Here is a 25,376-nt window from a genome sequence, read left to right on the forward strand (position 1 = left end):
CCTCATACGCAGGTCTAAGGGTGCCATGCCCGGTGCCCTCCGCCCGCATCGGCATCCGGGCTGTGACCCGGAGCACCCCCCTCTTCTCCACCTGTCCCCGTCTCACGCGGGCACCCGCACCCCCGACACCCCCGCCAGGTTCTCGATCATCCGGCGTGTGCTCGGCCCGACCACGGCCGCCCATTCCTGGGGTGTCCCGCTGAACCACCCGGCCACCAGCTCCGCGAAGCCGGGCACATGGCGGGCCAGGTCGACCAGAGCCCAGTCGAAACGGGTGGCCCCCTCGGGCGTACGAACGAGGAGCATCCCGACCCGGTGAACGAGCGCCCCGGTGTCCTCCATGTACTGCATATACTGCATGTCCTTCATTTCCCTCATGCCCTTCATGTTCTCGGTGCCCTCGGTGTCTCTGCTGCTCTCGCCCGCCTCCCTGCCGCCTTCGATGCCGCGCCCGGCGGCCGCCCGGAGCAGCGTGTCCAGGACGGACGGGTCCCGTTCGGTCGCCATCAGCAGGTCGAGCAGTTCACGGCGCAGCGGTGCGGAGATGGAGGTGCCGGGCTGGGCGAAGACCGCCGCGAGAGCCGCCCGTACCTGGACCGGGCCGTCCGTGATCAACTCGCTGACCAGTGGAAACAGTACGGTTCGGGTGCCCATGCCTTGTTCCAGCCGCCGGTCGACGTAGACGGCCACGTGCCCTGCCACCTCGGGGCGCAGTCGGACGACCTCCCGTACGAGGGTGGTGACGCGCCGCGCCAGGCCGGGTGTGGTGACCGTGGCGAGCGTGCGCAGTACCTCCCCGTCTGAGCAGTCGGAGCCACCGGCACGGTCGAACTCACTGGGACGGTCGGATCCACCGGAATGGTCGGATCCACCAGGACGGTCGGATTTACCGGGGCGGTTGCAGCGGTCGCTGCCCGGGGTCCGCAGCCGGGCGCGGAAGGCCTCGAGGACGGGATCGGGGTGGGTGGCGAGGGCGGTGGCCAGGGCGCTCGCGGGGAGGTGGGGGTCACCGGCGGCGAAGCGTCTGAGCGCCTCCGGCAGGTACCGGGGCCTGGTGCTCGGGTCCCGCACGAGCAGGGCCAAGGCGCCGCTGTGGAGGGTGATGTCGGCGGGGCGGCCCAGGAGGGCGAGGGCCGCGTGGCGGAGGCGTTCGCGGTCGGCGTCCGTGCGCACGTGCGGCGCGGTCCGCAGGCCGTACGCGAGCGCCGCGACCCGCCGCGCCGGGCGCTCGTCGTGAGCCCATCGGTCCACGGCCCGGCACATCGCCGCGGGCTCCTCCTCGGACAGTACGGCGAGCAGTTCGTCACCCCGCCGGTGCGCGCAGTCGACCAGGGCCTCGGTCAGGTCGTCCAGGGCGCACCGCCGATGCGTGTGCAGCAGCGCCTGAGCGGCGGTCGCCACGATGGCGTCGGGGGTCGCGGCCAGCGGGGTGTCGTCGTGGAACCAGCGGGTGAGGTGCGGTTGTACGGCGGCGGGGTCGGCGGCGAGGAGGCGGGAGACCGCGTCCAGGTAGCGGGGCCCTTCACCGGTCGCCGGGTCGGCGACGACGAGGCGTCGCAGCAGGTCGAACCGTTCCGCCGGGGGCAGTGGCAGTGCCGCCCAGAGGTCCGGCCCGAATTCCGCGGGCACCCCCCGCCCCTGGTCCCGCCAGGCCCCGATCCGCTCGGTGAGGAACCGCAGCACCCGGCTGTACGGTGTCGCGTCGGGCACCCGTAGCAGCACCTCGGTGAGGAGGCGGGTGGCCCACCAGGTCGGGTCGTCGGGTGCCGGGGCGCCCGGCGGCAGCAGTGCGTCCAGGGCGTCGAGCAACTCCTCCAGGCGCCCGGCGAGTTCGGTGGGGCCCTGCTGCCGGCCGAGGAGAAGCAGAGCGTGGACGACGGGGCCGATGCGGTGGCGGGGCACAGGGAGGTCGCGGGTGGCACGGCGGGCCTGGCGGCGGACGCGGGCCTCCGACGGCATCGTGCCCCAGCCCCGCCGCGCCTCGTCCTGTGCGACCCAGCCCCGGTGCACCAGGGCGTGCAGGGCGGCGTCCAGGTCCAGGTGGGCGCCCTGGATCCAGTCGGCCAACTCCTCGTGGGCGAAGCGGTAGCCGTCGCCTGCCGGGACGAGCAACCCCTCGGTGAGGACGGCCGAGGCCCAGCCGGTGGTGCCGCCGAGCCGCCGCCCCGGCACCGGCCCCCACGGGAACACCGCTTCGAACGCGGCCCGGTCCAGCTCCCCCTGCCCAGGCCCGAGGCACCGCCGGGCCGCCTCATGCACCTGCCCGGAGACCTGCGCCGCGAGCCGCCGTACGGCCGTGCCCCGTATCCCGTTCACCGCGGCGAGCCGTACCGCGACGCGCAGGCACATCAGGTCCAGGTAGGCGGCGAGCACCTCGTCCCGATCGAGCGCCCGCGGGACAACGGCGGACGCTTCCGCGCAGAGGGAGAGCTCCGCGCGGGGGGCGAGCTCCGCGCGGGAGGAGGACTCCGCGCCGGGTGAGGGCCTCGTCGAGCCGGAGCAGGCCTCTGTCGAGCCATCGGTAGCCCCTGTCGCCCCGGAGGAATGCCCCGTCGGTGCGAAGGTGGCCCCCATGGCCCCGAGAGAGGAGGGGCTCGTGCCAGTAGGGGGTGCCGCCCTTACTGATGAGCGCGCTCCCAAACTGCGGGAGGGTCCGCGGGCACCGGCGAATGGGGCGGGCGCGGCGGGAGCAGCGGGACTGAGCGGGCCAGTCTCCGGACCGGAGAAGGCCGCGCACGGGCCGGAGGAGGGCACCGCCTGGCCGGACGAGCCTCCACCCGTGCGGATACAGGGCGCCGCCTGGCCGGACGAGCGTCCGCTCACGCCCCGGGAACGTGCCGCCGCACCGGAGGCGCCGTCGGACATGGATGCCGTCTCGCCGGCGCCCCAGCCCGAGGGCTCGTAGGCGCCCCCGCGGGCGGCCCCCAGCTCATGGAATTCCGGACCAGTCGATCCTGACCCCTCCGATCCTGACCCCTCCGTGCCCGACCTCTCCCTGCCCGACCCCTCCGTGCCCGACCCCTCCGTGCCCGACCTCTCCCTGCCCGACCTCTCCGGCTCCGCCCCCTCCGCTCCCGACCGGCTGCCCCCGGCGGTCCCCCGACCGGGCGGCCCGGCGAAGGCGCCATCCTCACCGGGCCGGCCGCCCGGGGGCTCCGGCAGCGCCGCCCGCACCTCGGCCAGGAGCCGCAGGGTGAGCGGATGGCGAGCATCGGCGGCGGAGAGGGCGTCCTCGGGAATGCCGTACCGCATCCGGGCGCGTCGAGCCTCGGTCTCCGTCAGTTCACCCAGCCGCACACAGGCAGGCAGCGACTGCCCTTCCCCGCCGGGCGCGTCCCCGTGCAGCAGCTCCGCCGGGAACTGCGCCCCGGCCCGCTCCCAGTACTCGGCACGGGACGCCACCACGAGCCGGGCCCCGTTCTCCCGCAGCCACTCGACCGTCCCGGCGGTCCAGTCGGCCAACCGGTGGGCGAGCGCAGGCGGCATCTCCTCGGGCCCGTCGAGCAGCAGCAACAGCGGCCGCCCCTCCGCCCCCGCGAGCCGGGCCAGCCGCTCCGGCCGGATGTCCCCCAACTCCCCTGCGTACCGCCCGGCTACCGACGGCTGCCTCACCCCGGCCCGCCACTCGTCCGCAGCGCCCGCGGCCCTCGTCGCGGACGACGACAAACCTGCAGATCCCTGGGTTTCCTGAGCACCCGCAGCACCCACAGCACCCGAGAGATGCCAGCCGTCTCCGGCTCCCGCAGCAGCCGACGTGGCCGAGAAGCCCGAGCCAGCCCACCAGGCCGACGAGGCGGAGGCGTTGGACGCGTTGGACGCGCCCGACGGCCATGCGGCGGCAGCGCCCTCGGCCCCCGGCACCCCACCCGAACCCGCCGACCCGCCCCAAGCCCTCGCCATGGTCGACGCCGCCGACCGCCCCGCACCAGTAGCACCAACATCCCCCTGGGCCCCGGGCACCCCATGCGCGCCGGCCGGCCCGCGCCAGGCGCCCGGCGTGCCTGGCGTGCCCGGCGCGACCGCTACGGCCGGCGCCGTCGACGCCGCCACGATCCGCCCCGCTCGCTCCAGCGCGCGGCGGGCCGCGTCCGCCACGGAGAGGTCGTCGGCCGCGAGGTCGGCGCCGCGGAGCAACAGAGTGGGAGCGGGCTCGGGGTCCCGGCCGCGGCGGGTGGCCAGCGCCGCCAGTTCCGTCGTACGGCCACTGCCAGGTGGGCCCACGAGGCCGAGGACGGTGGCGGGGCCGTTGACGAAGGCGGTGAACTCCCTGACGACGTCGACGCGTTCGACGGGCTCGGCTCCAACCGATCCCGCGACTGTCCCGACCGATCCCACGACTGTCCCGGCGCTCGCCCCCGGCCCGTCCGACCCCACGGTGGTCGCCGTCAGCTCCAGCACCCCCGCCAGATTGAGGTCCGTTCCGTACACGGGTACGGTCGCCGCGTTGCGCGCGAGCAGTTCGGCCAGGTGCGGCTCGTCCCGCCATCCGCGCAGGGGTACGGCGAAGCCGGTGGACCGGTGCCGTGCCTCCAGGGCCGTACCGAGGACACCCACCACGGCCCCGGTGGTCATGTCGAGCACGGGCCCCCCGGCCGCGCCCCCGCCCAACCGCAGCGCCTCGCTGCCCGCCGTTCCGATGGCCAACTCCAGGGCGCCGCGCAGCAGATGGAAACCGTCGGTCGCGGTGTACGTGACGTCCGCCGTGCCCAGTACCCGGGCCTCGCGCCAGCCGCCGGCCGCGATGCGGACGTACGCCCCCGTCTCGACCCCGTCCCGCAGGGCGAGGGGCAGGGGAGCCACGTCCAGCCCCTCCGTGTGGATGAGCGCGAGGTCGAAGGCGGGCAGCGGGGTCACCGCCTCGGAGGTCACCACACACACGCGGTCCCCGGTGGCGTGCACCACGAACCGTGCCAGCCCGTCCACCGCCTCGTGGCTGGTGACGACCGTGCCATGGTGATCGGCGACGAAGCCCGTGCCGCGTGGTCGTCCCGCCAGGTCGCCGACCCGCACCAGGACTTCGTCCCGCGCCGGCCGACGGCCGTCATCGGTTGCCCGACGGCCCCGTACCGCCATGTCCTGTACCTCCCGTCGTACCTGTGTTCCGACGGTAGGCACGTGAAGATCAGCAGAACAGATCGCTCGGCGAACGCGCCCCCTTCCGCTCCCTCGGTTCACTCCGAGCGCCTGCTCGAAGGGGTGAATAGCCCCGAGCAGATGGATACACCTCTGGGTGGGGGAACCGAGGGGGGACCGTGGAGCGGCGGGAACAGCGACCCCGTGACCGCCGCTCCACGCTCCGCCGGGCTGAGCCGTCGGGCGCCTCATGGCTCGGGAGGCTTGCGAGGCTCAGAAGGCTCGGGGTAGCCGGTTGTGCGGCGGGTAGGGGTGAGCGTCAGCCGAAGACCGCCAGGCTCTTCGCCTTGCCCTTCTGGCTCTCCACCAGTGCCAGGAAGCGACCGGCCGGGTCGAAGACGGCCACGGCGCCCCGGCCGGCGTACTCCTCGGGCATCTCCAGCCGCACCCCGTTCAGCAGCAGCCGCGCCCGCTTCTCGTCCACGTCCCAGCGGGGGAACGCGGCCGTGGCGGCCTCGGCGACCGGCATCACCGTCAGGTTCTCCTGGAGTTGGTCGAGGGTCCGGGCGGAGTCCAGCTTGTACGGTCCCACGCGTGTGCGGCGCAGGGCGGTGAGGTGGCCCCCGACGCCCAGGTCGGCGCCGAGATCGCGGGCGATCGCCCGGATGTACGTCCCCGAGGAGCACACCACCGACACCACCAGGTCGAGGACCGGGGTGCCGTCCTCGGCCACGGCGTCCCGGACGTCGTACACCGCGAAGGAGGAGATGGTGACGGGCCGGGCGGGAATCTCGAAGTCCTCGCCGTCCCGGGCCCGCTTGTACGAACGCACGCCGTCGATCTTGATGGCGCTGACCTTGGACGGCACCTGCATGATCTCGCCGGTCAGCTTGGCGACACCGTCGTCGACGGCGTCGCGGCTGACCTTCGACGCGTCGACCGACGCCGTGATCTCGCCTTCGGCGTCGTCGGTGATCGTCGTCTGCCCGAGCCGGATGGTGCCCAGGTACTCCTTCTCGGTGAGCGCGAGATGGCCGAGGAGCTTGGTCGCCTTCTCGACTCCGAGGACGAGGACGCCCGTGGCCATGGGATCGAGTGTCCCCGCGTGCCCGACCCTCCGGGTCCGGGCGATACCGCGCATCTTGGCGACGACATCGTGCGAAGTGAAGCCCGACGGCTTGTCGACGATGACAAGGCCGTCGGGCGTGGTGTTCTTCTGGCGCTGCTGGGTCATTCGGTGGCGTCGTCCTCGTCGTCCTCGCCCGGCTTGCGGTACGGGTCGGCATCACCGGCGTACTTCGCACCCGAGGCGCTCTCGCGCACCGCGGCGTCCGAGGTCCGCGCCTTGTCGAGGAGGTCCTCGATGGTGCGGGCGGTGTCGGGGAGGGCATCGGCCACGAAGGTGAGGGTCGGCGTGAACTTCACACCCGCGGCACGGCCGACCTCGGAGCGGAGGATGCCCTTGGCGCTCTCCAGTCCCGCGGCGGCGGCCGCCCGCTCCTCGTCGTCCCCGTACACCGTGTAGAAGACGGTCGCCTCCCGCAGGTCCCCGGTCACCCGGGTGTCCGTGATGGTGACGTGTGAGCCGAGCCGCGGGTCCTTGATCCCGCGCAGCAGCTTCTGGGCCACCACCTCTCGGATGAGGTCCGCCAGCCTCTTGGCACGCGCGTTGTCGGCCACTGGTCCGTCTCCTAGCTCGTTCTGCGTTACCGCTGCTTCTTTGATTGTCCCTGCGGCGGGTCAGTCGTCGTCACCGTGCAGGCGGCGTCTGACCGAGAGCAGTTCCACTTCCGGGCGACCGGCGACCAGCCGCTCGCACCGGTCCAGCACATCGCTCAGATGTCCTGTGTCCCCGGACACCATCGCCACACCGATGCCGGCGCGGCGATGCAGATCCATGTGGTCGACCTCCGCCGCGCTCACCGCGAACTTGCGTTGGAGTTCCGCGACGATCGGGCGGACGACGGAGCGCTTCTCCTTCAGCGACCGTACGTCGCCGAGCAGGAGATCGAAGGACAGAGTCCCTACATACATGTATGTATCCGGTTCACCCGCCGGTACGGGATAGATGGCCCGCCTCGTGTGACCGGGCGGGAACATCAGAACCGTACAACGAACCCGGCGGGCGGCTCGACGGGATTTGTTTCGCCCCCGCCGCCCCTACCCGTCCCATCCCCAGGGGCTGCGCCCCTTCGACCCCCTCGGGTGCGTTGTCGGGTGCGGGCCCGGTGGGGGTTCTCGCGCAGTTCCCCGCGCCCTAAAAGGGGCGCGGGGAACTGCGCGAAGGGGGTCTGGGGGCGAAGCCCCCAGGAACGGCCACACCGGCCGGGGGTACCGAATGGCACCCCCGGCCGGCGTGTACCACCGGCTTACGCCCGCGGCTTCTCGCGCATCTCGTACGTCGCGATGACGTCGTCGACCTTGATGTCGTTGAAGTTTCCGAGGTTGATACCACCCTCGAAGCCTTCGCGGATCTCGGTGACGTCGTCCTTGAAGCGACGCAGACCCTCGATGTTGAGGTTCTCCGCGATGACCTTGCCGTCGCGGAGGAGGCGGGCCTTGGTGTTCCGCTTGACCTCGCCGGAGCGGATGAGAACACCCGCGATGTTGCCCAGCTTGGACGACTTGAAGACCTCGCGGATCTCCGCCGTACCGAGCTCGACCTCTTCGTACTCCGGCTTGAGCATGCCCTTGAGGGCCGCCTCGATCTCCTCGATCGCCTGGTAGATGACCGAGTAGTAGCGGACGTCCACACCTTCGCGCTCGGCCATCTGCTGCGCACGCCCGGCGGCGCGCACGTTGAAGCCGATCACGATGGCGTCGGAGCCCATCGCCAGGTCGATGTCGGACTCCGTGACCGCACCGACGCCGCGGTGCAGGACGCGGATGTCGACCTCTTCACCGACGTCCAGCTGGAGCAGGGAGGACTCCAGAGCCTCGACGGAACCAGAAGCGTCACCCTTGATGATGAGGTTGAGCTGCTGGACCTCGCCGGCCTTGAGCACCTTGTCCAGGTCCTCGAGCGAGACGCGGCGCGTGCGCTTGGCGAACGCGGCGTTGCGCTCACGGGCGGCGCGCTTCTCGGCGATCTGACGGGCCGTACGGTCCTCGTCCACGACGATGAAGTTGTCGCCCGCGCCCGGGACGTTGGTCAGACCCAGGACCTGCACCGGCGTCGCCGGGCCTGCCTCGAGCACGTTGTTGCCGTTGTCGTCGTGCATGGCACGGACGCGGCCGTACGCGTCGCCGACCACCATCGTGTCGCCGACCCGCAGCGTGCCTCGCTGGACGAGGACCGTCGCCACGGCACCGCGGCCGCGGTCGAGGCGGGACTCGATCGAAATACCCTGCGCGTCCTGGTTCGGGTTGGCCCGCAGGTCGAGCGAGGCGTCCGCGGTCAGGATGACCGCTTCGAGCAGGGAGTCGATGTGCAGACCCTGCTTGGCGGAGATGTCGACGAACATGGTGTCGCCGCCGTACTCCTCGGCCACCAGGCCGTACTCGGTCAGCTGACCGCGCACCTTGGTCGGGTCGGCGCCCTCGACGTCGATCTTGTTGACCGCGACGACGATCGGCACACCGGCCGCCTTCGCGTGGTTGAGCGCCTCGACCGTCTGCGGCATGACGCCGTCGTTGGCCGCGACGACCAGGATCGCGATGTCGGTCGACTTCGCACCACGGGCACGCATGGCGGTGAACGCCTCGTGACCCGGGGTGTCGATGAAGGTGATCTTGCGCTCTTCTTCGTTGACCTCGGTGGAGACCTGGTAGGCACCGATGTGCTGGGTGATGCCTCCGGCCTCGCCCGCGATGACGTTCGTCTTGCGGATGGCGTCGAGCAGTCGGGTCTTACCGTGGTCGACGTGACCCATGACGGTGACGACCGGCGGGCGGACGACCAGGTCGTCCTCGTCGCCCTCGTCCTCGCCGAACTCCAGGTCGAAGGACTCGAGCAGCTCGCGGTCCTCCTCCTCGGGGCTGACGATCTGGACCGTGTAGTTCATCTCGCCGGCGAGGACCTCGAGGGTCGCGTCGGAGACGGACTGCGTGGCCGTGACCATCTCGCCGAGGTTCATCATGACCGCGACGAGGGAGGCGGGGTTGGCGCCGATCTTCTCGGCGAAGTCGGTGAGCGACGCACCGCGCGACAGGCGAATGGACTCGCCGTTGCCGCGAGGCAGCATCACACCGCCGACCGACGGGGCCTGCATGGCCTCGTACTCCTGGCGCCTCTGCCGCTTCGACTTGCGACCACGACGCGCGGGACCACCGGGACGGCCGAAGGCGCCCTGCGTGCCACCACGGGCACCCGGACCACCGGGACGGCCACCGAAGCCCGGACGGCCACCGCCGCCGGCACCCGGACCACCGGGACGACCGGCGAAGCCGCCGCCACCACCGGGAGCACCCGGACGACCGGCGAAACCGCCGCCACCGCCACCGGGACGACCGGCGAAGCCGCCGCCACCGGGACGACCGCCGCCACCGCCGCCACCGGGACGACCGCCGCCGCCGGGACCGCGACCGCCGGGACCGCCGCCACCCGGACGGGGACCGGCAGCGGGACGCTGGGGCATCATGCCGGGGTTGGGACGGGGGCCGCCGGGGCCGCCGCCGGGACGGGGACCGCCACCCTGCGGGCGGGGCATGCCGCCCGGGGTCGGACGGGCGCCGCCCGGAGCCTGCGGGCGAGGACCGCCGCCGGCACCCTGCGGACGGGGCGCCTGGCCGGGAGCCGCGGGACGCGGACCGCCCTGGGCGCCACCGGGGCCACCAGGGCCGCCGTGTCCACCAGGTCGAGGCGCACCGCCGGGACGGGGGCCCTGCGGGCGACCCATGCCGGTGGAGCCACCGGAGGTGAAGGGGTTGTTACCCGGACGCGGGCCGGCCGGACGGGCACCGCCCGGCTTGGGCGCACCGGCACCGCCGGGACGCTGGCCGCCGGGGCGCGGGGCCTGGCCGCCACGCTCCTGACCAGGACCGCCCGGACGCTGCTGGCCACCGTGGCCGCCGGCCGGTCGCTGACCACCCGGGCCGGGACGTGCGCCCGGACGCGGGGACGGGGCGGCCGGAGCCGACGGGGGCGCCTGGAACTCGGGCACGCTCGGGGCCGGGGAGGCCGGAGCGGGCTTCGGCGTCGGCGGCTTGGGACCCGGAACCGGGCGCGGACCCGGCGCCGGGGCGGCGGGCCGCTCGGCGGCCGGCGGCTTCGGCGCGGCCGGACCCGGACGCGGGGCGGCCGGACGCGCGGCCTGCGCGGGAGAGGGGGCCGCCGGACGTGCCGGGGCGGCCTTGCGGGGGGCGGGCTTGCCGCCTCCGCTGCCCTGCTGGAGGGCGTCAGTCAGTTTGCGTACAACGGGCGCCTCGATCGTCGAGGACGCCGAACGGACGAATTCACCGAGCTCTTGGAGCTTGGCCATGACGACCTTGCTCTCAACCCCGAACTCCTTGGCGAGTTCGTATACCCGGACCTTAGCCACTTCGCTCCTTTTTAGGTCCGGGTGCGTCCGGACCGTCGCTACTTCATGGGCGTACTCATCGCGTGCTCATCGAGTGCTCATCGCAATCTCGACCTACTTCCAACTCGCGGGGTACCAGGGCCGTACAGAGGTTCCGTACGACACGTCTTACGGTGTTGCCTGCTCGGCAACTGTCGTCTGCTCCACGTACCGGCGCAACGCCTTTGTGTCGAGCGCTCCCGGGGCACGCAGCGCCCTCGTGAACGCCCGGCGGCGTACGCCCAAGTCGAGACAGACCTGGGAGGGGTGGACGTACGCACCCCGGCCGGGCAGCGTACCGCGAGGATCGGGGACGCATTCGTCCTCGATCGCCACGACGCGCAGCAGTTCGGTCTTGGCCGCTCGCTGCCTGCACCCCACACAGGTGCGTTCAGGGCATGCGCGGGCACGCGTCCGGCCAGACACTGCTAAGTCTACCTCCCCGCACCGACCTCACCCCTTCGGGGCAAAAATCGAACGGTTGTTGTCGTGATCTAAGCGACCTGCGGCTCGGATCTATTCCCCGGCCGCCGGGAAGTACCCGATCGGCCCGGTTCGGACGTCCGATCGAGTGGTTACTCGGACGGCTGCTCGGTGTCCGGGCGGATGTCGATCCGCCAGCCGGTGAGACGGGCGGCGAGGCGGGCGTTCTGGCCCTCCTTGCCGATCGCCAGCGAGAGCTGGTAGTCAGGCACCGTCACGCGCGCGGAGCGGGCCGCGAGGTCCACCACATCGACCTTGGAGACCCGGGCCGGTGACAGCGCGTTCGCCACCATCTCGGCCGGGTCGTCCGACCAGTCGACGATGTCGATCTTCTCACCGTTCAGCTCGGCCATGACATTGCGCACCCGGCCGCCCATGGGTCCGATGCAGGCACCCTTGGCGTTCAGGCCGCTACGGGTGGAGCGGACGGCGATCTTCGTACGGTGACCCGCCTCACGCGCGATGGCCGCGATCTCGACGGATCCGTCGGCGATCTCCGGCACCTCCAGCGCGAAGAGCTTCTTCACCAGGTTGGGGTGGGTGCGCGAGAGGGTGACCGACGGGCCTCGGACGCCCTTCGCCACCCGGACGACATACGACCGGAGCCGCATGCCGTGCTGGTACGTCTCGCCGGGGACCTGCTCCTGCACGGGCAGGATGGCCTCCAGCTTGCCGATGTCGACGAGCACGTTCTTCGGGTCACGGCCCTGCTGGACCACCCCGGTGACGATGTCGCCCTCGCGGCCGGCGTACTCGCCGAGCGTCGCGTCGTCCTCCGCGTCCCGCAGTCGCTGCAGGATCACCTGCTTGGCGGTGGTGGCGGCGATGCGCCCGAAGTCCGACGGGGTGTCGTCGAACGCGCGCGCCTCCTGCCCCTCCTCCAGGTCCTCGGGGTCCTCCTTCGCCCACACGGTCACATGGCCGGTCTCCCGGTTGAGCTCCACGCGCGCGTGGCGGCGGCTTCCCTCGGTGCGGTGGTAGGCGATGAGGAGGGCCGCCTCGATCGCCTCGACGAGCAGGTCGAAGGAGATCTCCTTCTCCCGCACCAAGCCCCTGAGGGCACTCATGTCGATGTCCACGGCTACGCCTCCTCCTCTTCCTTCATGTCCTTCTTGTCCTTGCGGTTGAACTCGACCTGGACGCGGGCCCTGTCGATCTCGTCGAAGGCGAGCCGGCGGGTGGTGGCCTTGCGGCCCTTCACCCCGGGCACCTCGAGGTCGAGGCCGTCGTCGTCCACGGTCAGGATTCTGGCGATCAGTTCCCCGTTCTCACGGAGCTGGAACTTCACCAGACGGTCCACGGCACGGCGGTAGTGGCGGTGCTCGGTGAGGGGGCGCTCGGCGCCGGGGGTGCCGACCTCCAGGGTGTACTCCGCCTGGCCCATCGCGTCCGTCTCGTCGAGCTTGGCCGAGAGCGCGCGGCTGACGTCGGCGACCGCGTCCAGATCCGCGCCCTCGTCCGAGTCGACGACCACGCGCAGCACTCGCTTGCGTCCGACCGAGTCCACCGCGATCTCTTCGAGATCCAGGCCCTGGGAGCGTACGAGCGGTTCCAGCAGTTCTCGCAGCCTCTCGCTCTGGGTGGTGCTCATCCGGGTGACTCCTCGGCCGCGTGTGCTGTTGTGGGTAGGGCGCGTGTCAGGTCAAAGGGTAGCCGCTCCGCTGGGGTGTTGCCGTCCATGCGGGTGCTGTGAGTGGGGGCGTCAGGGAGCTCGGAGGTGAGGGAGGGCGCGGTGGTGGCGGCCTTGACACAGATGCGCGGGTACCGTGATCGCACCGCTTCTTTGTTCGTACGACCCCCCTAGGACGTCTGCTGTGTCGTTCAGCCTGTCGGCGCGTGCCCTGTCGGGGCCGCGGAGAAGGAGTTTGCTCGTCGGGGCCGCCGGTGTGGGCCTGCTCGCGGGGTGCTCGTCCGGGGGTGAGGGGTCGGATACCGCCGGGAGCGGCCCGTCGAAGGCGGAGAAGGCGCGCGAGCGGGTGGCCCGGGACAGTGCGGCGCTCGTGGAGCGGTACGACGCCGTGCTCGCCGTCCACCCGGATCTGACGGGGTTGCTGGCGCCGTTGCGGGCGGAGGTCGTACGCCATGCCCGGGCGTTCGGGGGCGGGGAGGGGTCGGGCAAGTCGAGTACGTCGCCTTCCGGTTCGCCCACGGCTGCGCCTACCGATTCACCTGCGGGTTCACCTTCGGGTTCACCCACCGGTTCGCCTTCCGCGTCAGGTGCCTCGGCTTTCCCCTCCCCCGTGCCCGACGACCCCGCGGCCGCCCTCGCCGAGTTGGCCGCCGCCGAACGGGAGCTCGCCGACAAGCGGGCCAAGGCGTTGCTTGAGGTGCCCGGCGAGGTGGCGCGGTTGATGGCTTCGGTGGCGGCGGCCGGTGCCGGGCACGCGTACATGCTGACGGAGGGTGCGAAGTGAGCGGCGGGGAACTGAAGGCGGTGCAGGCGGCGCTGAGGGCCGAGCACGCCGCCGTGTACGGGTACGGGGTCGTCGGCGGCAAGATCGGCGAGGCACGGCGGGGCGAGGCACGGCAGGCGTACGACGCGCACCGGGCCCGTCGGGACCAACTGGCCCGTGCCGTGCGGGATCTGGGCGGCGAACCGGCCGCTGCGGCCGCCGGGTACGCGCTGCCCTTCCAGGTGAGCGATTCGGACTCCGCCGTACGACTGGCCGCCGAGCTGGAGGAGCGGGTGGCCGGGGTGTACTCCGATCTCGTACGGGCATCCAGGGGTGACCGGCGCGGTGCGGCGGCGGAGGCGCTGCGGGAAGCGGCGGTGCGGGCGGTGCGGTGGCGCGGCACAAGCGTAGCCTTCCCTGGTCTCGCCGAGCGGGCGGCCGCCGCCGGCCCGTCGGCGACACCGCACACCTGATCACGGTTCGAAGGGAACGACTCGCACATGGCTCGCATGGCTTTCGAGGCTTTCGAACCGCCGCCGCGGCTGGTGCGAGCGCTCGCCGAGACACGGCGGCCGGACGGCGGTGACGGCATCGGCGATTGGCTGGAAACGCTGCCCGATCGCGTCCGACAGGCCGTCGCTCTACGCGAGTTGCGCGTGGAGCGGGTGCAGGCGCCCGGAGGCCGCAGCAGTCTGGTGCTTCTCGTGCGGCTGATCGACGACACCCCCGCCGTGCTCAAGCTGGCGCCCGAGCGGGCCCGGCCGGAGAGCGAGCGGGCGGCACTCGCGCACTGGGACGGACGCGGCGCGGTGCGGCTGCTCAACCCCGGGGACAGTCAGGGCGTGTTGCTGCTGGAGCGGTTGCATCCTGATCTGTCGGTGCGGTCGCTGCCCGAGGCGAAGGCGCTGCTGGAGGCCGCGGCGACATTGCGGCGGCTGTGGGTGGAGCCGCCCGAGGCTCATGTCTTCGAGACCGTGGCGGAGCGGACGGAGCGGCAGGCTGAGTCGATGCGGGACGGGTCCGCCGGGGACAGCGAGGTGCGGGTGCTGGTCGACGCCGCTCTCGCCGCACGGGAGGAACTGCTCACCGACGCGCCCGAGGAGCGTTTGCTGCACGGGACCTACCGGCAGAGCAAGGTGCTGGCCGGGGAACGGTTGCCGTGGCTGGCCGTGGGACCGGATCCGGTGGTCGGGGAGTGTGCGTTCGATCTGGCCCGGCTGGTGCGGGATCGGGTGGAGGACCTGATCGCGTCGCCGTCGGGGCCGGCGATCACCCGGCGGCGGGTGAGGAAACTGGCCGAGTCGTTGGACGTGGATCAGGAGCGGTTGCGGGGGTGGACGTTGTTCCGTGCCGTGGAGTCGGGGGTGCGCGCGCGGCGGGTGGGGCGGCCGAGGGATGCGGAGTTGTTGCTCGAGTTCGCCGGGTGGCTCTGACCGTTCGGACGAAGAGCGGCACCGATCCGGGTGCCTCGGCGGTTCGTCGCGAGGGCGCGGCGCGGGGCGGAGCGCCACCCCGTTCTCCGGTCGTCATGACCGTCCCCGCCCGTCATGACGTTCTGTCACGCCCTACGGTCGGGGAACGGTCTGCAGAGAGCTGAGGTGCCGGTGATCAGGCGATCAGGCGGGCGATCGCCTCGTCGACCGTCAGCTCCTCGCGCTCACCGGTGCGGCGGTCCTTCAGCTCCAGGACGCCCTCGGCGGAGCGGCGGCCCGCGACCAGGATCTTCGGTACGCCGATCAGCTCGGAGTCGGTGAACTTCACGCCCGGGGAGACACCGGCGCGGTCGTCGACCAGGACGCGCAGGCCGGCCGTGCGCAGCTTCTCGGAGACGTCGAGGGCCAGTTCGATCTGGAGGGCCTTGCCGGCGGCGACGACATGGACGTCTGCCGGGGCGACCTCGGCGGGCCAGCACAGGCCCTTGTCGTCGGCGGACTGCTCCGCGAGGGCGGCGACCGCGCGGGAGACGCCGATGCCGTACGAGCCCATGGTGACGCGGACCGGCTTGCCGTTCTGGCCGAGGACGTCGAGCTTGAGGGCGTCGGCGTACTTGCGGCCGAGCTGGAAGATGTGGCCGATCTCGATGGCGCGGTCCAGCTTGAGGCCGGTGCCGCAGTTGGGGCAGGGGTCGCCCTCCTGGACGACCACGACGTCGACGTACTCGCCGACCTGGAAGTCACGGCCGGCGACGACGTTCCTGGCGTGTGTGGCGTCCTTGTTGGCGCCGGTGATCCAGGCGGTGCCGGGGGCCACGCGCGGGTCGGCGATGTAGGTGATTTTCTCGCCCAGGCCCTGCGGACCGACGTAGCCGCGGACCAGGTCGGGGCGGCCCGCGAAGTCCGCCTCGGTGACCATCTCGACGACCGCCGGGGCGAAGTGTGCCTCGACCTTGCCCATGTCGACCTCGCGGTCGCCGGGGACGCCGACGGCGACGATCTCGCCGTCGACCTTCACGAGGAGGTTCTTCAGGGTGGCGGAGGCCGGGACGCCCAGGTGGGCGGCGAGGGTCTCGATGGTCGGGGTGTCGGGCGTCGGGATCTCTTCGAGGGCGGCCACGTCGCCCGCGTCGACCGGCTTCAACTCGTAGGTGATCGCCTCGGTGTTGGCCGCGAAGTCACAGGCCGGGCAGTCCGCGAAGGTGTCCTCGCCCGCGTCTGCCGGGGCCAGGAACTCCTCCGACTTCGAGCCGCCCATCGCGCCGGCCGTCGCCGCGCAGATGCGGTAGTCGAGGCCCAGGCGCTCGAAGACCTTCTGGTACGCCTGGCGGTGCAGGGCGTAGGACTGGGCGAGGCCCTCGTCCTCGGTGTCGAAGGAGTACGAGTCCTTCATCAGGAACTCACGGCCGCGCAGGATGCCGGCGCGGGGGCGGGCCTCGTCACGGAACTTGGTCTGGATCTGGTAGAGGATGACCGGCAGGTCCTTGTAGGAGGACGCCTGGTCCTTCACGATCAGCGTGAAGATCTCCTCGTGGGTGGGGCCGAGGAGGTAGTCGCCGCCCTTGCGGTCCTTCAGGCGGAACAGCTCGGGGCCGTACTCGTCCCAGCGGCCGGTCGCCTCGTAGGGCTCCTTCGGCAGCAGCGCGGGGAGCAGTACCTCCTGGGCGCCGATCGCGTCCATCTCCTCGCGGACGATCCGCTCCACGTTGGCGAGGACCTTCTTGCCGAGGGGCAGCCAGGTCCACACGCCGGCCGCCGTGCGGCGGACGTAGCCGGCGCGGACGAGGAGCTTGTGGCTGAGCACCTCGGCGTCCGCCGGGTCGTCGCGCAGCGTCTTCGCCATCAACTGGGACATGCGCTGGACCGGTGCGTTCGCCATGGTTCTCGTACTCCTGCTGCGGATCGGGTGATGGCAGGAGGTTAGCCGGGGGGCGGGGGCCCGTGGAAATCCGACGGTGGCGGTGGCCGCCGGTGCGGCGGTCACCTGCGGCGCAGGGGCAGGTGGGCGCCCATCACCGCGTACGGCTTCGGAGCGCTGGGGAAGACGACCTGGCGGGCCAGGTCCGTGTAGCCGAGGGAGCGGTACAGGCCGCGGGCCGGGCTGTCGACGTCGATGGCGGAGAGGATCGACCGGGGTTCGGCGGCGCTGTCGGTGATGGTGGTGATCAGTGCGCGGCCGACGCCCTGATTCTGGTGGCGGGGGTGGACGTGGAGTTCGGTGATGACGAAGGAGTCGTCCAGCCAGTGTTCGTGGCCGAGTGCGCGGAGGTAGGGCTCCACGACGGTGGACCACCAGTGGACGCGGTCGTTGGGCATGCCGTAGACGAAACCGACGAGGCGGCCTGCGACGGTGGCGCCGAGTGCCCTTGCTCCCGGGTAGGTCATGTGGCGGAGGACGATCTGGCGGCGGACGGCCACCTCGTCGGGGCCGAGGCCGAAGGCTACGGCTTGGACCGCCAAGGCCTCGTCTACGTGGGCGGAGAGGTCCAAGGGGCCGATGACGAGGTCCATGTTGCGGATGCTACAGGGGGGTTCGCGTCTGCGGGGTGCGGGTTGGATGTGACTGGTCGCGCGCACGCGGCGGGGGCCGCGTACGGATACAGCCCCGTGCCCCTATGGGGCGCGTTCCTCGCCCGGTGCTCCGAAGTCGAGCCGTTGAAGCCGTTGGTCAGAACAGCACGCTCATGAAGGCGCCCACCTCTTGGAAGCCCACCCTCTGGTACGTGCGCCTGGCCGCCGTGTTGAAGTCGTTGACGTAGAGGCTGGCCAAGGGGGCCACGTCGGCGAGGGCGTAGCGCAGGACCGCCGCCATGCCGGGGGCGGCGAGGCCCTGGCCTCGGTATTCGGGGGCCACCCAGACGCCCTGGATCTGGCAGGCCTGGGGGGTGGCGGCGCCGATCTCGGCCTTGAAGACCACGCGGCCGTCGGCGTCGAGGCGGGCGAACGAGCGGCCGGAGCCCACGAGTTCGGCGACGCGGGCCTGGTAGAGGAGGCCGCCGTCGCCGGCCATCGGGGAGACGCCCACCTCCTCGGTGAACATGGCGACGCAGGCCGGCATGATCGTGTCCATCTCGTCCTTGCGGATGCGGCGGACGTACGGATCCGGGGTGACCTCGGTGGGGTCGGGCAGCCGGTCGGTGACCATGAGGGGCTGGTGGGCGCGGACCTCGCGGGCCGGGCCCCAGCTGGGTTCGAGCAGGCGCCAGAGCTGGGCGGTGGCCTCGGCGGGTCCGACGACCGAGGAGCAGCGGCGGCCGGCCCGGCGGGCGCGGTCGGCGAAGGCGCGGACGGCGCGGGGGGTGGCGCAGATGGGGACGAGGTTCGCTCCGGCATAGCAGAGGGAGGTCAGGGCGCCGTCCTCGTACCAACCCCACATCTCGCCGCCCAGCCGCCACGGGTCCAGCCCGGCGACCTGGACGCGGGACGTCACGAAGGCGTTCGCGACGGGGTCTCGGTCCAGTACGGCGAGTGCGGCGTCCAGGTCACTCGGTTCGAGGACCCTGGTGGTGGTCTGGGTCAACACGTGCGGGGGCCTCACCCTGGGGTCTGCGCTGATTTCCGCACGATACCCTGCCGGGCTGTGGCGGGGCTCCCTGCGGCTGCGCCGCGGCCGGGGCGCCCGGCCGCTCGGGGACCACTGCGCTTTGGCGGGTGCGGGTGCGTCGTGGCTTGTCGCGCCCACGCGGCGGAGCCGCATATCGATACAGCTGCGCGCCCCTTTCGGGGCGCCTGCGGCGTCCTCAGCCCGCTACCGCCACCGTGGGTTCGCCCGAGACGATGCCGTCGGCCTCCATCTGCGCGGCGATCTTCATCGCCTCCTCGATGAGGGTCTCGACGATCTTGGACTCGGGGACGGTCTTGATGACCTCGCCCTTGACGAAGATCTGGCCCTTGCCGTTGCCGGAGGCCACGCCGAGGTCGGCTTCGCGGGCCTCGCCGGGGCCGTTGACGACGCAGCCCATGACGGCGACGCGGAGGGGGACCTCCATGCCGGTGAGGCCGGCGGTGACTTCCTCGGCGAGCTTGTAGACGTCGACCTGGGCGCGGCCGCAGGAGGGGCAGGAGACGATTTCGAGGCGGCGCGGCTTCAGGTTCAGCGACTCCAGGATCTGGTTGCCGACCTTGATCTCCTCGACCGGCGGGGCGGAGAGGGAGACACGGATGGTGTCGCCGATGCCCTCGCTCAGCAGCGCGCCGAAGGCGACGGCCGACTTGATGGTGCCCTGGAAGGCGGGGCCGGCCTCGGTGACGCCCAGGTGGAGGGGGTAGTCGCACTGGGCGGCGAGCTGGCGGTAGGCGTTGACCATGACGACCGGGTCGTTGTGCTTGACCGAGATCTTGATGTCCCGGAAGCCGTGCTCCTCGAAGAGAGAGGCCTCCCAGAGGGCGGACTCGACCAGGGCCTCCGGGGTGGCCTTGCCGTACTTCTGCAGGAGGCGGCGGTCGAGGGAGCCCGCGTTGACGCCGATGCGGATCGGGGTGCCGTGGTCGCTCGCCGCCTTGGCGATCTCCTTGACCTTGTCGTCGAACTGCTTGATGTTGCCGGGGTTGACGCGGACGGCGGCGCAGCCGGCCTCGATCGCGGCGAAGACGTACTTCGGCTGGAAGTGGATGTCGGCGATGACCGGGATCTGTGACTTGCGGGCGATCACCGGGAGGGCGTCGGCGTCGTCCTGCGTGGGGCAGGCGACGCGGACGATCTGGCAGCCGGAGGCCGTCAGCTCGGCGATCTGCTGCAGTGTGGCGCCGATGTCGGACGTACGGGTGGTGGTCATGGACTGGACCGACACCGGGGCGTCTCCGCCGACCGCCACGGATCCGACCTGGATCTGCCGGCTCTTCCGGCGCTCGGCGAGCTTGGTCGGAACGGACGGCATGCCGAGAGAAATCGCAGTCATCTGCTGTGCAACCCCAAGTTGTGGATCAGGACCGGGTCCCGGTACGGGCGGGCTCCAGGCTTTGAGATTACGGCACAGGCGTAGGCCCGAGCACATCACCGTCGTAGAGCCACCCGTCGCGACGGCGGCCGGGCCCCGCTCCGCGCGTGGGCCCGGCCGTCGTGCACTTCGGGTGACTAGGAGATGCGCACCGGGTTCACCAGGTCCGCGATGAGTACCAGGAGGGTGAAGCAGACGAAGATGCCGGCCACCACGTACGCGACGGGCATCAGCTTCGCCACGTCGAACGGGCCGGGGTCGGGGCGGCGCAGCACCTTGGCCGCGTTGCGGCGCACGGACTCCCACAGGGCGCCCGCGATGTGCCCGCCGTCGAGCGGGAGGAGCGGGAGCATGTTGAACAGGAAGAGGGAGAGGTTGAAGCCGGCGAGCAGGATGAGGAAGCTGGCGAGCTGCTGGCTGGCGGGGATGTCCATGGTGAAGATCTCGCCGCCGACGCGGGCCGCGCCGACCACGCCCATGGGCGAGTCCGCCTCGCGTTCGCCGTCGCCGAAGGTGGCGTCCCACAGGGCGGGGACCTTGCTGGGGAGGGCGAGCAGGGACTCGACGCCGTTCTCCATCATGTCGCCCATGCGGTCCACGGAGTCGCCGAAGGAGAGCGGGACGACGGCGCTGGCGGGTGTGAAGCCGAACCAGCCGGCGTAGTCGTACTCACCCTCGATGTAGCCGCCGTTGCCGTCGGTCCTGCTGACCTGGTTGCGGACGAGGGTGGTGGTGAGGTCGAGCTTCTCGCCCTTGCGCTCGACGGTGACGGTGACTTCCTTGCCGGGGTTGGCGCGGATGTCGGACTGGAGGGTGGACCAGTCCTCGACGGGTGTGCCGTTGAACGCGACGATCTTGTCACCGGGCTTCAGACCGGCGGCCTTGGCGGGGGCGGCCTTGTCGCCTGCCTCGCACTTGGAGCGGTTCTCGCCGGCCTCGATGACGCAGTCCGAGACCTTGCTGACCGTGGTGGTCTGGGTCTGGGCGCCGAAGGTCATCATCACGCCGACGAAGATCACGACAGCCAGGACCAGGTTCATGAAGGGCCCGGCGAACATCACGATGACGCGCTTCCAGGGCTTGCGCGTGTAGAAGAGGCGCTTCTCGTCGCCGGGCTGGAGCTCCTCGAAGGAGGCCGCTCGGGCGTCCTCGATCATCACACGCCACGGAGACGTGGAACGGCTCTCGATCCGGCCGTCCTCGTTGGGCGGGATCATCCCGATCATGCGGATGTAGCCGCCGAGCGGGATCGCCTTGACGCCGTACTCGGTCTCGCCCTTCTTCTTCGACCAGAGCGTGGGGCCGAAGCCGACCATGAACTGGGGCACACGGACGCCGAAGAGCTTGGCGGTCGAGAAGTGGCCCAGCTCGTGCCAGGCGATCGAGAACGCCAGGCCGATCACGAAGACGACTATGCCGAGGATGAACATCAGGGTCGTCATGCACGGGCCTCCGCGGTCGTCCGCTCGGTGGGTTCGTCGGTCGAAATGGTCAGTTCACGGGCCCGGGCGCGCGCCCAGGTCTCCGCTTCGAGGACGTCCGCCACGGTCAGGGACGTTCCCTTTCCGGGGGTGCCGTGCTCCTCGACGACCTGGGTGACGGTCTCCATGATCGCGTCGAATCGGAGACCGCCGTACAGGAACGCGTCGACGCACTCCTCGTTGGCCGCATTGAACACCGCCGGGGCGGTGCCCGCGAGCTCTCCCACGTGCCGGGCGAGTCCTACCGACGGGAACGCCTCGTTGTCGAGGGGGTAGAACTCCCAGCTGGACGCCTTGGTCCAGTCGAAGGCGGGCGCGGCGTCCGGGACGCGCTGCGGCCAGCCGAGGCCGATGGCGATGGGGCCGCGCATGTCGGGGGGTGTCGCCTGGGCCATCGTCGATCCGTCCGTGAACTCAACCATCGAGTGGACATACGACTGGGGGTGCACGACGACCTCAATGCGATCGAAGGGAATGTCGTAGAGGAGGTGCGCCTCGATGACTTCCAGGCCCTTGTTGACGAGGGTCGCGGAGTTGACCGTGATGACCGGGCCCATGGCCCAGGTGGGGTGCGCGAGGGCGTCGGCGGGCGTCACGTCCGCCAGCTCCGCCTTCGTACGGCCGCGGAAGGGGCCCCCGGAGGCGGTGACGACGAGCTTGCGCACATCGGCGCGGGTGCCGGAGGCGAGGGCCTGGAAGAGGGCGGCGTGCTCGGAGTCGACGGGGATGATCTGGCCGGGCTTGGCCACGGCCTTGACCAGCGGGCCGCCGACGATGAGCGACTCCTTGTTGGCGAGTGCGAGGGTGCGGCCCGCCTCCAGGGCGGCGAGCGTCGGGGCGAGACCGATGGAGCCGGTGATGCCGTTGAGCACGGTGTGGCAGGCGGACGCGGCGAGCTCGGTGGCCGCGTCCGGGCCGGCGAGGATCTCGGGCAGTGGCTGACCTGCCCCGTACGCGCCGGCCAGGGCCTCGCGCAGTGCCGGTACGACGTCCTGCCGGGCGACGGCGACGGTCCGCACGCACAGCCGGTGCGCCTGCTCGGCCAGCAGTTCCACCCTCCCTCCGGCGGCGGAGAGCCCGGTGACGCGGAAGCGGTCCGGGTTGCGCAGGACGAGGTCGATGGCCTGGGTGCCGATCGATCCGGTCGATCCGAGGATCACTACGTCCCGTACGCCGTCGACGGGGTCGAAGACGAGATGCGGATCGGCGAGAGGGGCTGGACTGTCGCTCATCCCCCCATTGTGGCCGCATCGGGTGCCCGGCAGGACCGCGCGGCCCCCTTCGGGCTGCCGGACCGTCGTCAGAACCGCCGGCACCCGTGGTCGCTCGGGCGGGTGCCGGTCAGTCGCCGGCACCCGTGGTCGCCGGGGCGCGCTGCCGGTCAGTCGGGCGTCGTCACAACCGCCGGCACCCGTGGTCGCCGGGGCGGGCCGCCGGTCAGTCGGCCACCAGTTCCGCGAGCTCCACATCGAGGACGTGGGCGATCAACAGCAGGTCATCGAGGCTCATGTCCTCGGCACCCCGCTCGACCTGGTCGATCCGGCTGAGACCGAGTCCTGTGGCCGTGCCAAGATCCTCCGGCTGAGTTCCTGGGCTTCCCGCGTCCAGGGTGCCCCCTTCGTGAGGGGGCACCCTGGGGTCTCAGCGGATGGGGCGGTGGACGTTCTCCTTCTCGCTCGGGCCCGGTGCGGCGTCCGCGATCCACGGGCCCTCGCCCGACGGGTCGATGACGCCCTGTTCGAGCCATTCGTAGGCGCCGCCCAGGACGCCCTTGACCACCTTGCGGTCGACGTCGTCCGTGTTGGTCCACAGGCGGCCGAAGAGTTCCTCGACGCGGATGCGGGACTGGCGGCAGAAGGTGTCGGCCAGTTGGTAGGCCTCGCGGCCGTGGTCGGTGGTCGTGCGGAGCAGCTCCGCGCGGACGACGGCCGCGCTCATCGCGAAGAGTTCGGCACCGATGTCGACGATCCGGCCCAGGAAGCCCTGTTTGGTCTCCATACGGCCCTGCCAGCGGGACATGGCGTAGAAGGTGGAGCGGGCGAGCTTGCGGGCGTTGCGTTCGACGTAGCGCAGATGGGTGGAGAGGTCCGGGTGACCGGAGGGGTGGAAATCGCCGTACGCGCGCGGGAGCTGGCCGGTGCCCGCGACCAGTTTCGGCAGCCACTTGGCGTAGAAGACGCCCGCGTTGGCGCCCGCCCTGGCCTTGTCGGAGAGGGACTTCTCCGGGTCGATGAGGTCGCCGGCCACGGTGAGGTGGGCGTCGACGGCCTCGCGGGCGATCAGCAGGTGCATGATCTCCGTGGAGCCCTCGAAGATCCGGTTGATGCGCAGGTCGCGCAGGACCTGCTCGGCGGGGACGGCCCGTTCGCCGCGTGCCCGGAGCGAGTCGGCGGTCTCGAAGCCCCGGCCGCCCCGGATCTGGACGAGTTCGTCGGCGATCTTCCAGCCCATCTCGGAGGCGAAGAGCTTGGCGAGGGCGCCCTCGATGCGGATGTCGTTGCGGTCCTCGTCGGCCATCTGGGAGGAGAGGTCCAGGACGGCTTCCAGGGCGAAGGTCGTCGCCGCGATGAAGGAGATCTTCTGCCCGACCGCCTCGTGGTGGGCGACCGGCTTGCCCCACTGTTCGCGGGCCGCCGACCATTCGCGGGCGATCTTCAGACACCACTTGCCGGCGGCCACACAGGACGCGGGCAGGGAGAGACGGCCGGTGTTGAGGGTGGTGAGGGCGATCTTCAGACCCGCGCCCTCTGGTCCGATCCGGTTCGCGGCGGGGACCCGGACCTGGTGGAAGCGGGTCACGCCGTTCTCGATGCCGCGCAGACCCATGAAGGCGTTGCGGTTCTCCACCGTGACGCCGGGTGAGTCGGTCTCGACGACGAAGGCGGTGATGCCGCCCTTGTGCCCGTCGGACTTCGGCACCCGCGCCATGACGACGAGGAGGTCGGCGACCACGCCGTTCGTCGTCCACAGCTTCACGCCGTCGAGGATGTAGTCGTCCCCGTCGGGTACGGCGGAGGTGGCGAGGCGGGCGGGGTCCGAGCCCACGTCGGGCTCGGTGAGGAGGAAGGCGCTGATGTCGGTGCGGGCGCAGCGCGGCAGGAACCGCTGCTTCTGTTCGGGGGTGCCGAACAACTTCAGCGGCTGGGGTAGGCCGATCGACTGGTGCGCGGAGAGCAGCACGCCGATCGCGGGGCTGGCCGAGCCGACCAGGGCCAGCGCCTTGTTGTAGTACACCTGGGTGAGACCGAGGCCGCCGTACTTGGGGTCGATCTTCATGCCGAAGGCGCCGAGTTCCTTGAGGCCGTTGATCACCTCGTCGGGGATGCGGGCCTCGCGCTCGACGAGGGCGCCGTCGACCTTCGTCTCGCAGAAGGCGCGGAGCTTGGTCAGGAACTGCTCGCCGCGCCGGACGGCCTCGTCCGTGGGGAGCGGGTGGGGGTGGATGAGGTCGAGGCGGAACCGGCCGAGGAACAGTTCTTTGGCGAAGCTGGGCTTGCGCCAGTCCTGCTCCCGGGCGGCCTCCGCCACCTGACGGGCCTCACGCTCGGTGACGACGGGCTTCTTGAGGGGTGGTGCGGACATGAGGCTCACCTCGCCGCGAATCGGGATCTTGTCCCTGGATGGTTACCGATGGGTGCTACCCGATCGTTGGTACCCGATCCGGGATGACCCCGCCACCCCTCGCGTGCCGTTCGGCCGACGCGTGCCCCGCTCAGCCGATGACCGGTGGTCGGCCGCGGTCCGCCGCTCAGCCGATGACCGGTGGTCGGCCGCGGTCCCCCGCTCAGCCGATGTCCACCGAGTACGCCTTGGCGTCCAGGCGGCCCGTGCCTTTGAAGACCTCGGTGCCGCCTCGATGCCGGCGTCGTACCTGTCGTTGCCCGGCAGCTTGCGGCGGACGAGGGCCTGGTTGAAGTCGTCGAGGGTTCAGGGGCGCCTTGATGGTGTCGGTGCGGCGGACGAAGGAGAACACCTACCAGCCGACGTCACCGGTGTGGATGTCCCACATCGCGCCGCCGAGGCTGACGCCGCCGAGTCGAAGTCCACGCACCCGGGGGCGGACACGTACGCGACCTGG

Annotated in this window: 19 protein-coding genes; 3 read left to right on the forward strand and 16 right to left on the reverse strand. The window is 71.5% G+C overall.

Annotated features, from left to right (window positions below; genetic code table 11):
* Positions 1-102 precede the first annotated feature (102 nt).
* The 8 genes from ACFY9I_RS35935 to rimP all read right to left on the reverse strand — a co-directional run bounded on the left by ACFY9I_RS35935 (position 103) and on the right by rimP (position 12,645).
* A complete protein-coding gene (locus ACFY9I_RS35935) occupies positions 103-5,073 on the reverse strand; it encodes a hypothetical protein (protein ID WP_391009649.1) in 4,971 nt (1,656 codons plus the stop codon).
* Positions 5,074-5,392: 319 nt separating this feature from the next.
* Positions 5,393-6,307, reverse strand: coding sequence for a tRNA pseudouridine(55) synthase TruB (truB, locus tag ACFY9I_RS35940; RefSeq protein WP_391009652.1), 915 nt, complete (start codon positions 6,305-6,307; stop codon positions 5,393-5,395).
* Positions 6,304-6,753 (reverse strand): 30S ribosome-binding factor RbfA, encoded by a 450-nt coding sequence (rbfA, locus tag ACFY9I_RS35945; protein WP_391009655.1) that lies wholly within the window; start codon positions 6,751-6,753, stop codon positions 6,304-6,306. The genes truB and rbfA overlap by 4 nt, the downstream gene beginning before the upstream one ends.
* Before the next feature lie 60 nt (positions 6,754-6,813).
* Entirely contained in the window at positions 6,814-7,107 is a 294-nt protein-coding gene (locus ACFY9I_RS35950; RefSeq protein ID WP_391009658.1) for a DUF503 family protein, read from the reverse strand.
* A 335-nt stretch (positions 7,108-7,442) separates the two neighbouring features.
* Positions 7,443-10,553, reverse strand: coding sequence for a translation initiation factor IF-2 (infB, locus tag ACFY9I_RS35955; RefSeq protein WP_391009661.1), 3,111 nt, complete (start codon positions 10,551-10,553; stop codon positions 7,443-7,445).
* A 147-nt stretch (positions 10,554-10,700) separates the two neighbouring features.
* A complete protein-coding gene (locus ACFY9I_RS35960; RefSeq protein ID WP_391009663.1) occupies positions 10,701-10,997 on the reverse strand; it encodes a DUF448 domain-containing protein in 297 nt (98 codons plus the stop codon).
* 149 nt (positions 10,998-11,146) lie between these two features.
* The gene (gene nusA / locus ACFY9I_RS35965; RefSeq protein WP_391009665.1) at positions 11,147-12,133 is read right to left on the reverse strand and encodes a transcription termination factor NusA; all 987 of its coding nucleotides are present in this window, start codon (positions 12,131-12,133) and stop codon (positions 11,147-11,149) included.
* 2 nt (positions 12,134-12,135) lie between these two features.
* Positions 12,136-12,645, reverse strand: a complete 510-nt coding sequence (rimP, locus tag ACFY9I_RS35970) for a ribosome maturation factor RimP (protein ID WP_391009668.1) — start codon at positions 12,643-12,645, stop codon at positions 12,136-12,138.
* Between the two features lie 223 nt (positions 12,646-12,868).
* Between rimP and ACFY9I_RS35975 the strand changes: the two genes are divergently transcribed.
* Genes ACFY9I_RS35975 through ACFY9I_RS35985 form a run of 3 tightly spaced genes read left to right on the forward strand, consistent with a single transcriptional unit; the run spans position 12,869 to position 14,880 of the window.
* Positions 12,869-13,468 (forward strand): hypothetical protein, encoded by a 600-nt coding sequence (locus ACFY9I_RS35975; protein ID WP_391009671.1) that lies wholly within the window; start codon positions 12,869-12,871, stop codon positions 13,466-13,468.
* Entirely contained in the window at positions 13,465-13,920 is a 456-nt protein-coding gene (locus ACFY9I_RS35980) for a DUF4439 domain-containing protein (RefSeq protein ID WP_391009674.1), read from the forward strand. The genes ACFY9I_RS35975 and ACFY9I_RS35980 overlap by 4 nt, the downstream gene beginning before the upstream one ends.
* Positions 13,921-13,947: 27 nt before the next feature.
* The gene (locus tag ACFY9I_RS35985) at positions 13,948-14,880 is read left to right on the forward strand and encodes an aminoglycoside phosphotransferase family protein (RefSeq protein WP_391009676.1); all 933 of its coding nucleotides are present in this window, start codon (positions 13,948-13,950) and stop codon (positions 14,878-14,880) included.
* Positions 14,881-15,055: 175 nt separating this feature from the next.
* On the opposite strand, the gene ACFY9I_RS35990 is transcribed toward ACFY9I_RS35985, so the two are convergent.
* From ACFY9I_RS35990 to ACFY9I_RS36025, 8 genes are all read right to left on the reverse strand, one after another.
* Positions 15,056-16,759 (reverse strand): proline--tRNA ligase, encoded by a 1,704-nt coding sequence (locus tag ACFY9I_RS35990; protein WP_391009678.1) that lies wholly within the window; start codon positions 16,757-16,759, stop codon positions 15,056-15,058.
* 101 nt (positions 16,760-16,860) lie between these two features.
* Positions 16,861-17,391: a GNAT family N-acetyltransferase gene (locus tag ACFY9I_RS35995; protein WP_391009681.1), complete on the reverse strand. Its 531-nt coding sequence runs from the start codon at positions 17,389-17,391 to the stop codon at positions 16,861-16,863.
* A gap of 157 nt (positions 17,392-17,548) precedes the next feature.
* Positions 17,549-18,403 (reverse strand): GNAT family N-acetyltransferase, encoded by an 855-nt coding sequence (locus ACFY9I_RS36000; protein WP_391009684.1) that lies wholly within the window; start codon positions 18,401-18,403, stop codon positions 17,549-17,551.
* A 217-nt stretch (positions 18,404-18,620) separates the two neighbouring features.
* Complete coding sequence (gene ispG / locus ACFY9I_RS36005) at positions 18,621-19,778, reverse strand: flavodoxin-dependent (E)-4-hydroxy-3-methylbut-2-enyl-diphosphate synthase (protein WP_391009686.1); 1,158 nt, start codon at positions 19,776-19,778, stop codon at positions 18,621-18,623.
* 176 nt (positions 19,779-19,954) lie between these two features.
* Positions 19,955-21,259 carry a site-2 protease family protein gene (locus ACFY9I_RS36010; RefSeq protein ID WP_391009688.1) on the reverse strand — a complete coding sequence of 435 codons (1,305 nt, stop codon included), beginning with the start codon at positions 21,257-21,259 and terminating at the stop codon, positions 19,955-19,957.
* Positions 21,256-22,530 (reverse strand): 1-deoxy-D-xylulose-5-phosphate reductoisomerase, encoded by a 1,275-nt coding sequence (gene dxr / locus ACFY9I_RS36015; RefSeq protein WP_391009691.1) that lies wholly within the window; start codon positions 22,528-22,530, stop codon positions 21,256-21,258. The genes ACFY9I_RS36010 and dxr overlap by 4 nt, the downstream gene beginning before the upstream one ends.
* Positions 22,531-22,735: 205 nt before the next feature.
* Entirely contained in the window at positions 22,736-22,930 is a 195-nt protein-coding gene (locus ACFY9I_RS36020; protein WP_391009693.1) for a helix-turn-helix domain-containing protein, read from the reverse strand.
* 9 nt (positions 22,931-22,939) lie between these two features.
* On the reverse strand, positions 22,940-24,880 hold the full coding sequence (locus ACFY9I_RS36025; RefSeq protein ID WP_391009696.1) for an acyl-CoA dehydrogenase family protein: 1,941 nt from the start codon (positions 24,878-24,880) through the stop codon (positions 22,940-22,942).
* Between the last annotated feature and the right edge of the window lie 496 nt (positions 24,881-25,376).

Source organism: Streptomyces sp. NPDC012510, from assembly GCF_042955065.1.
Lineage (GTDB): Bacteria > Actinomycetota > Actinomycetes > Streptomycetales > Streptomycetaceae > Streptomyces.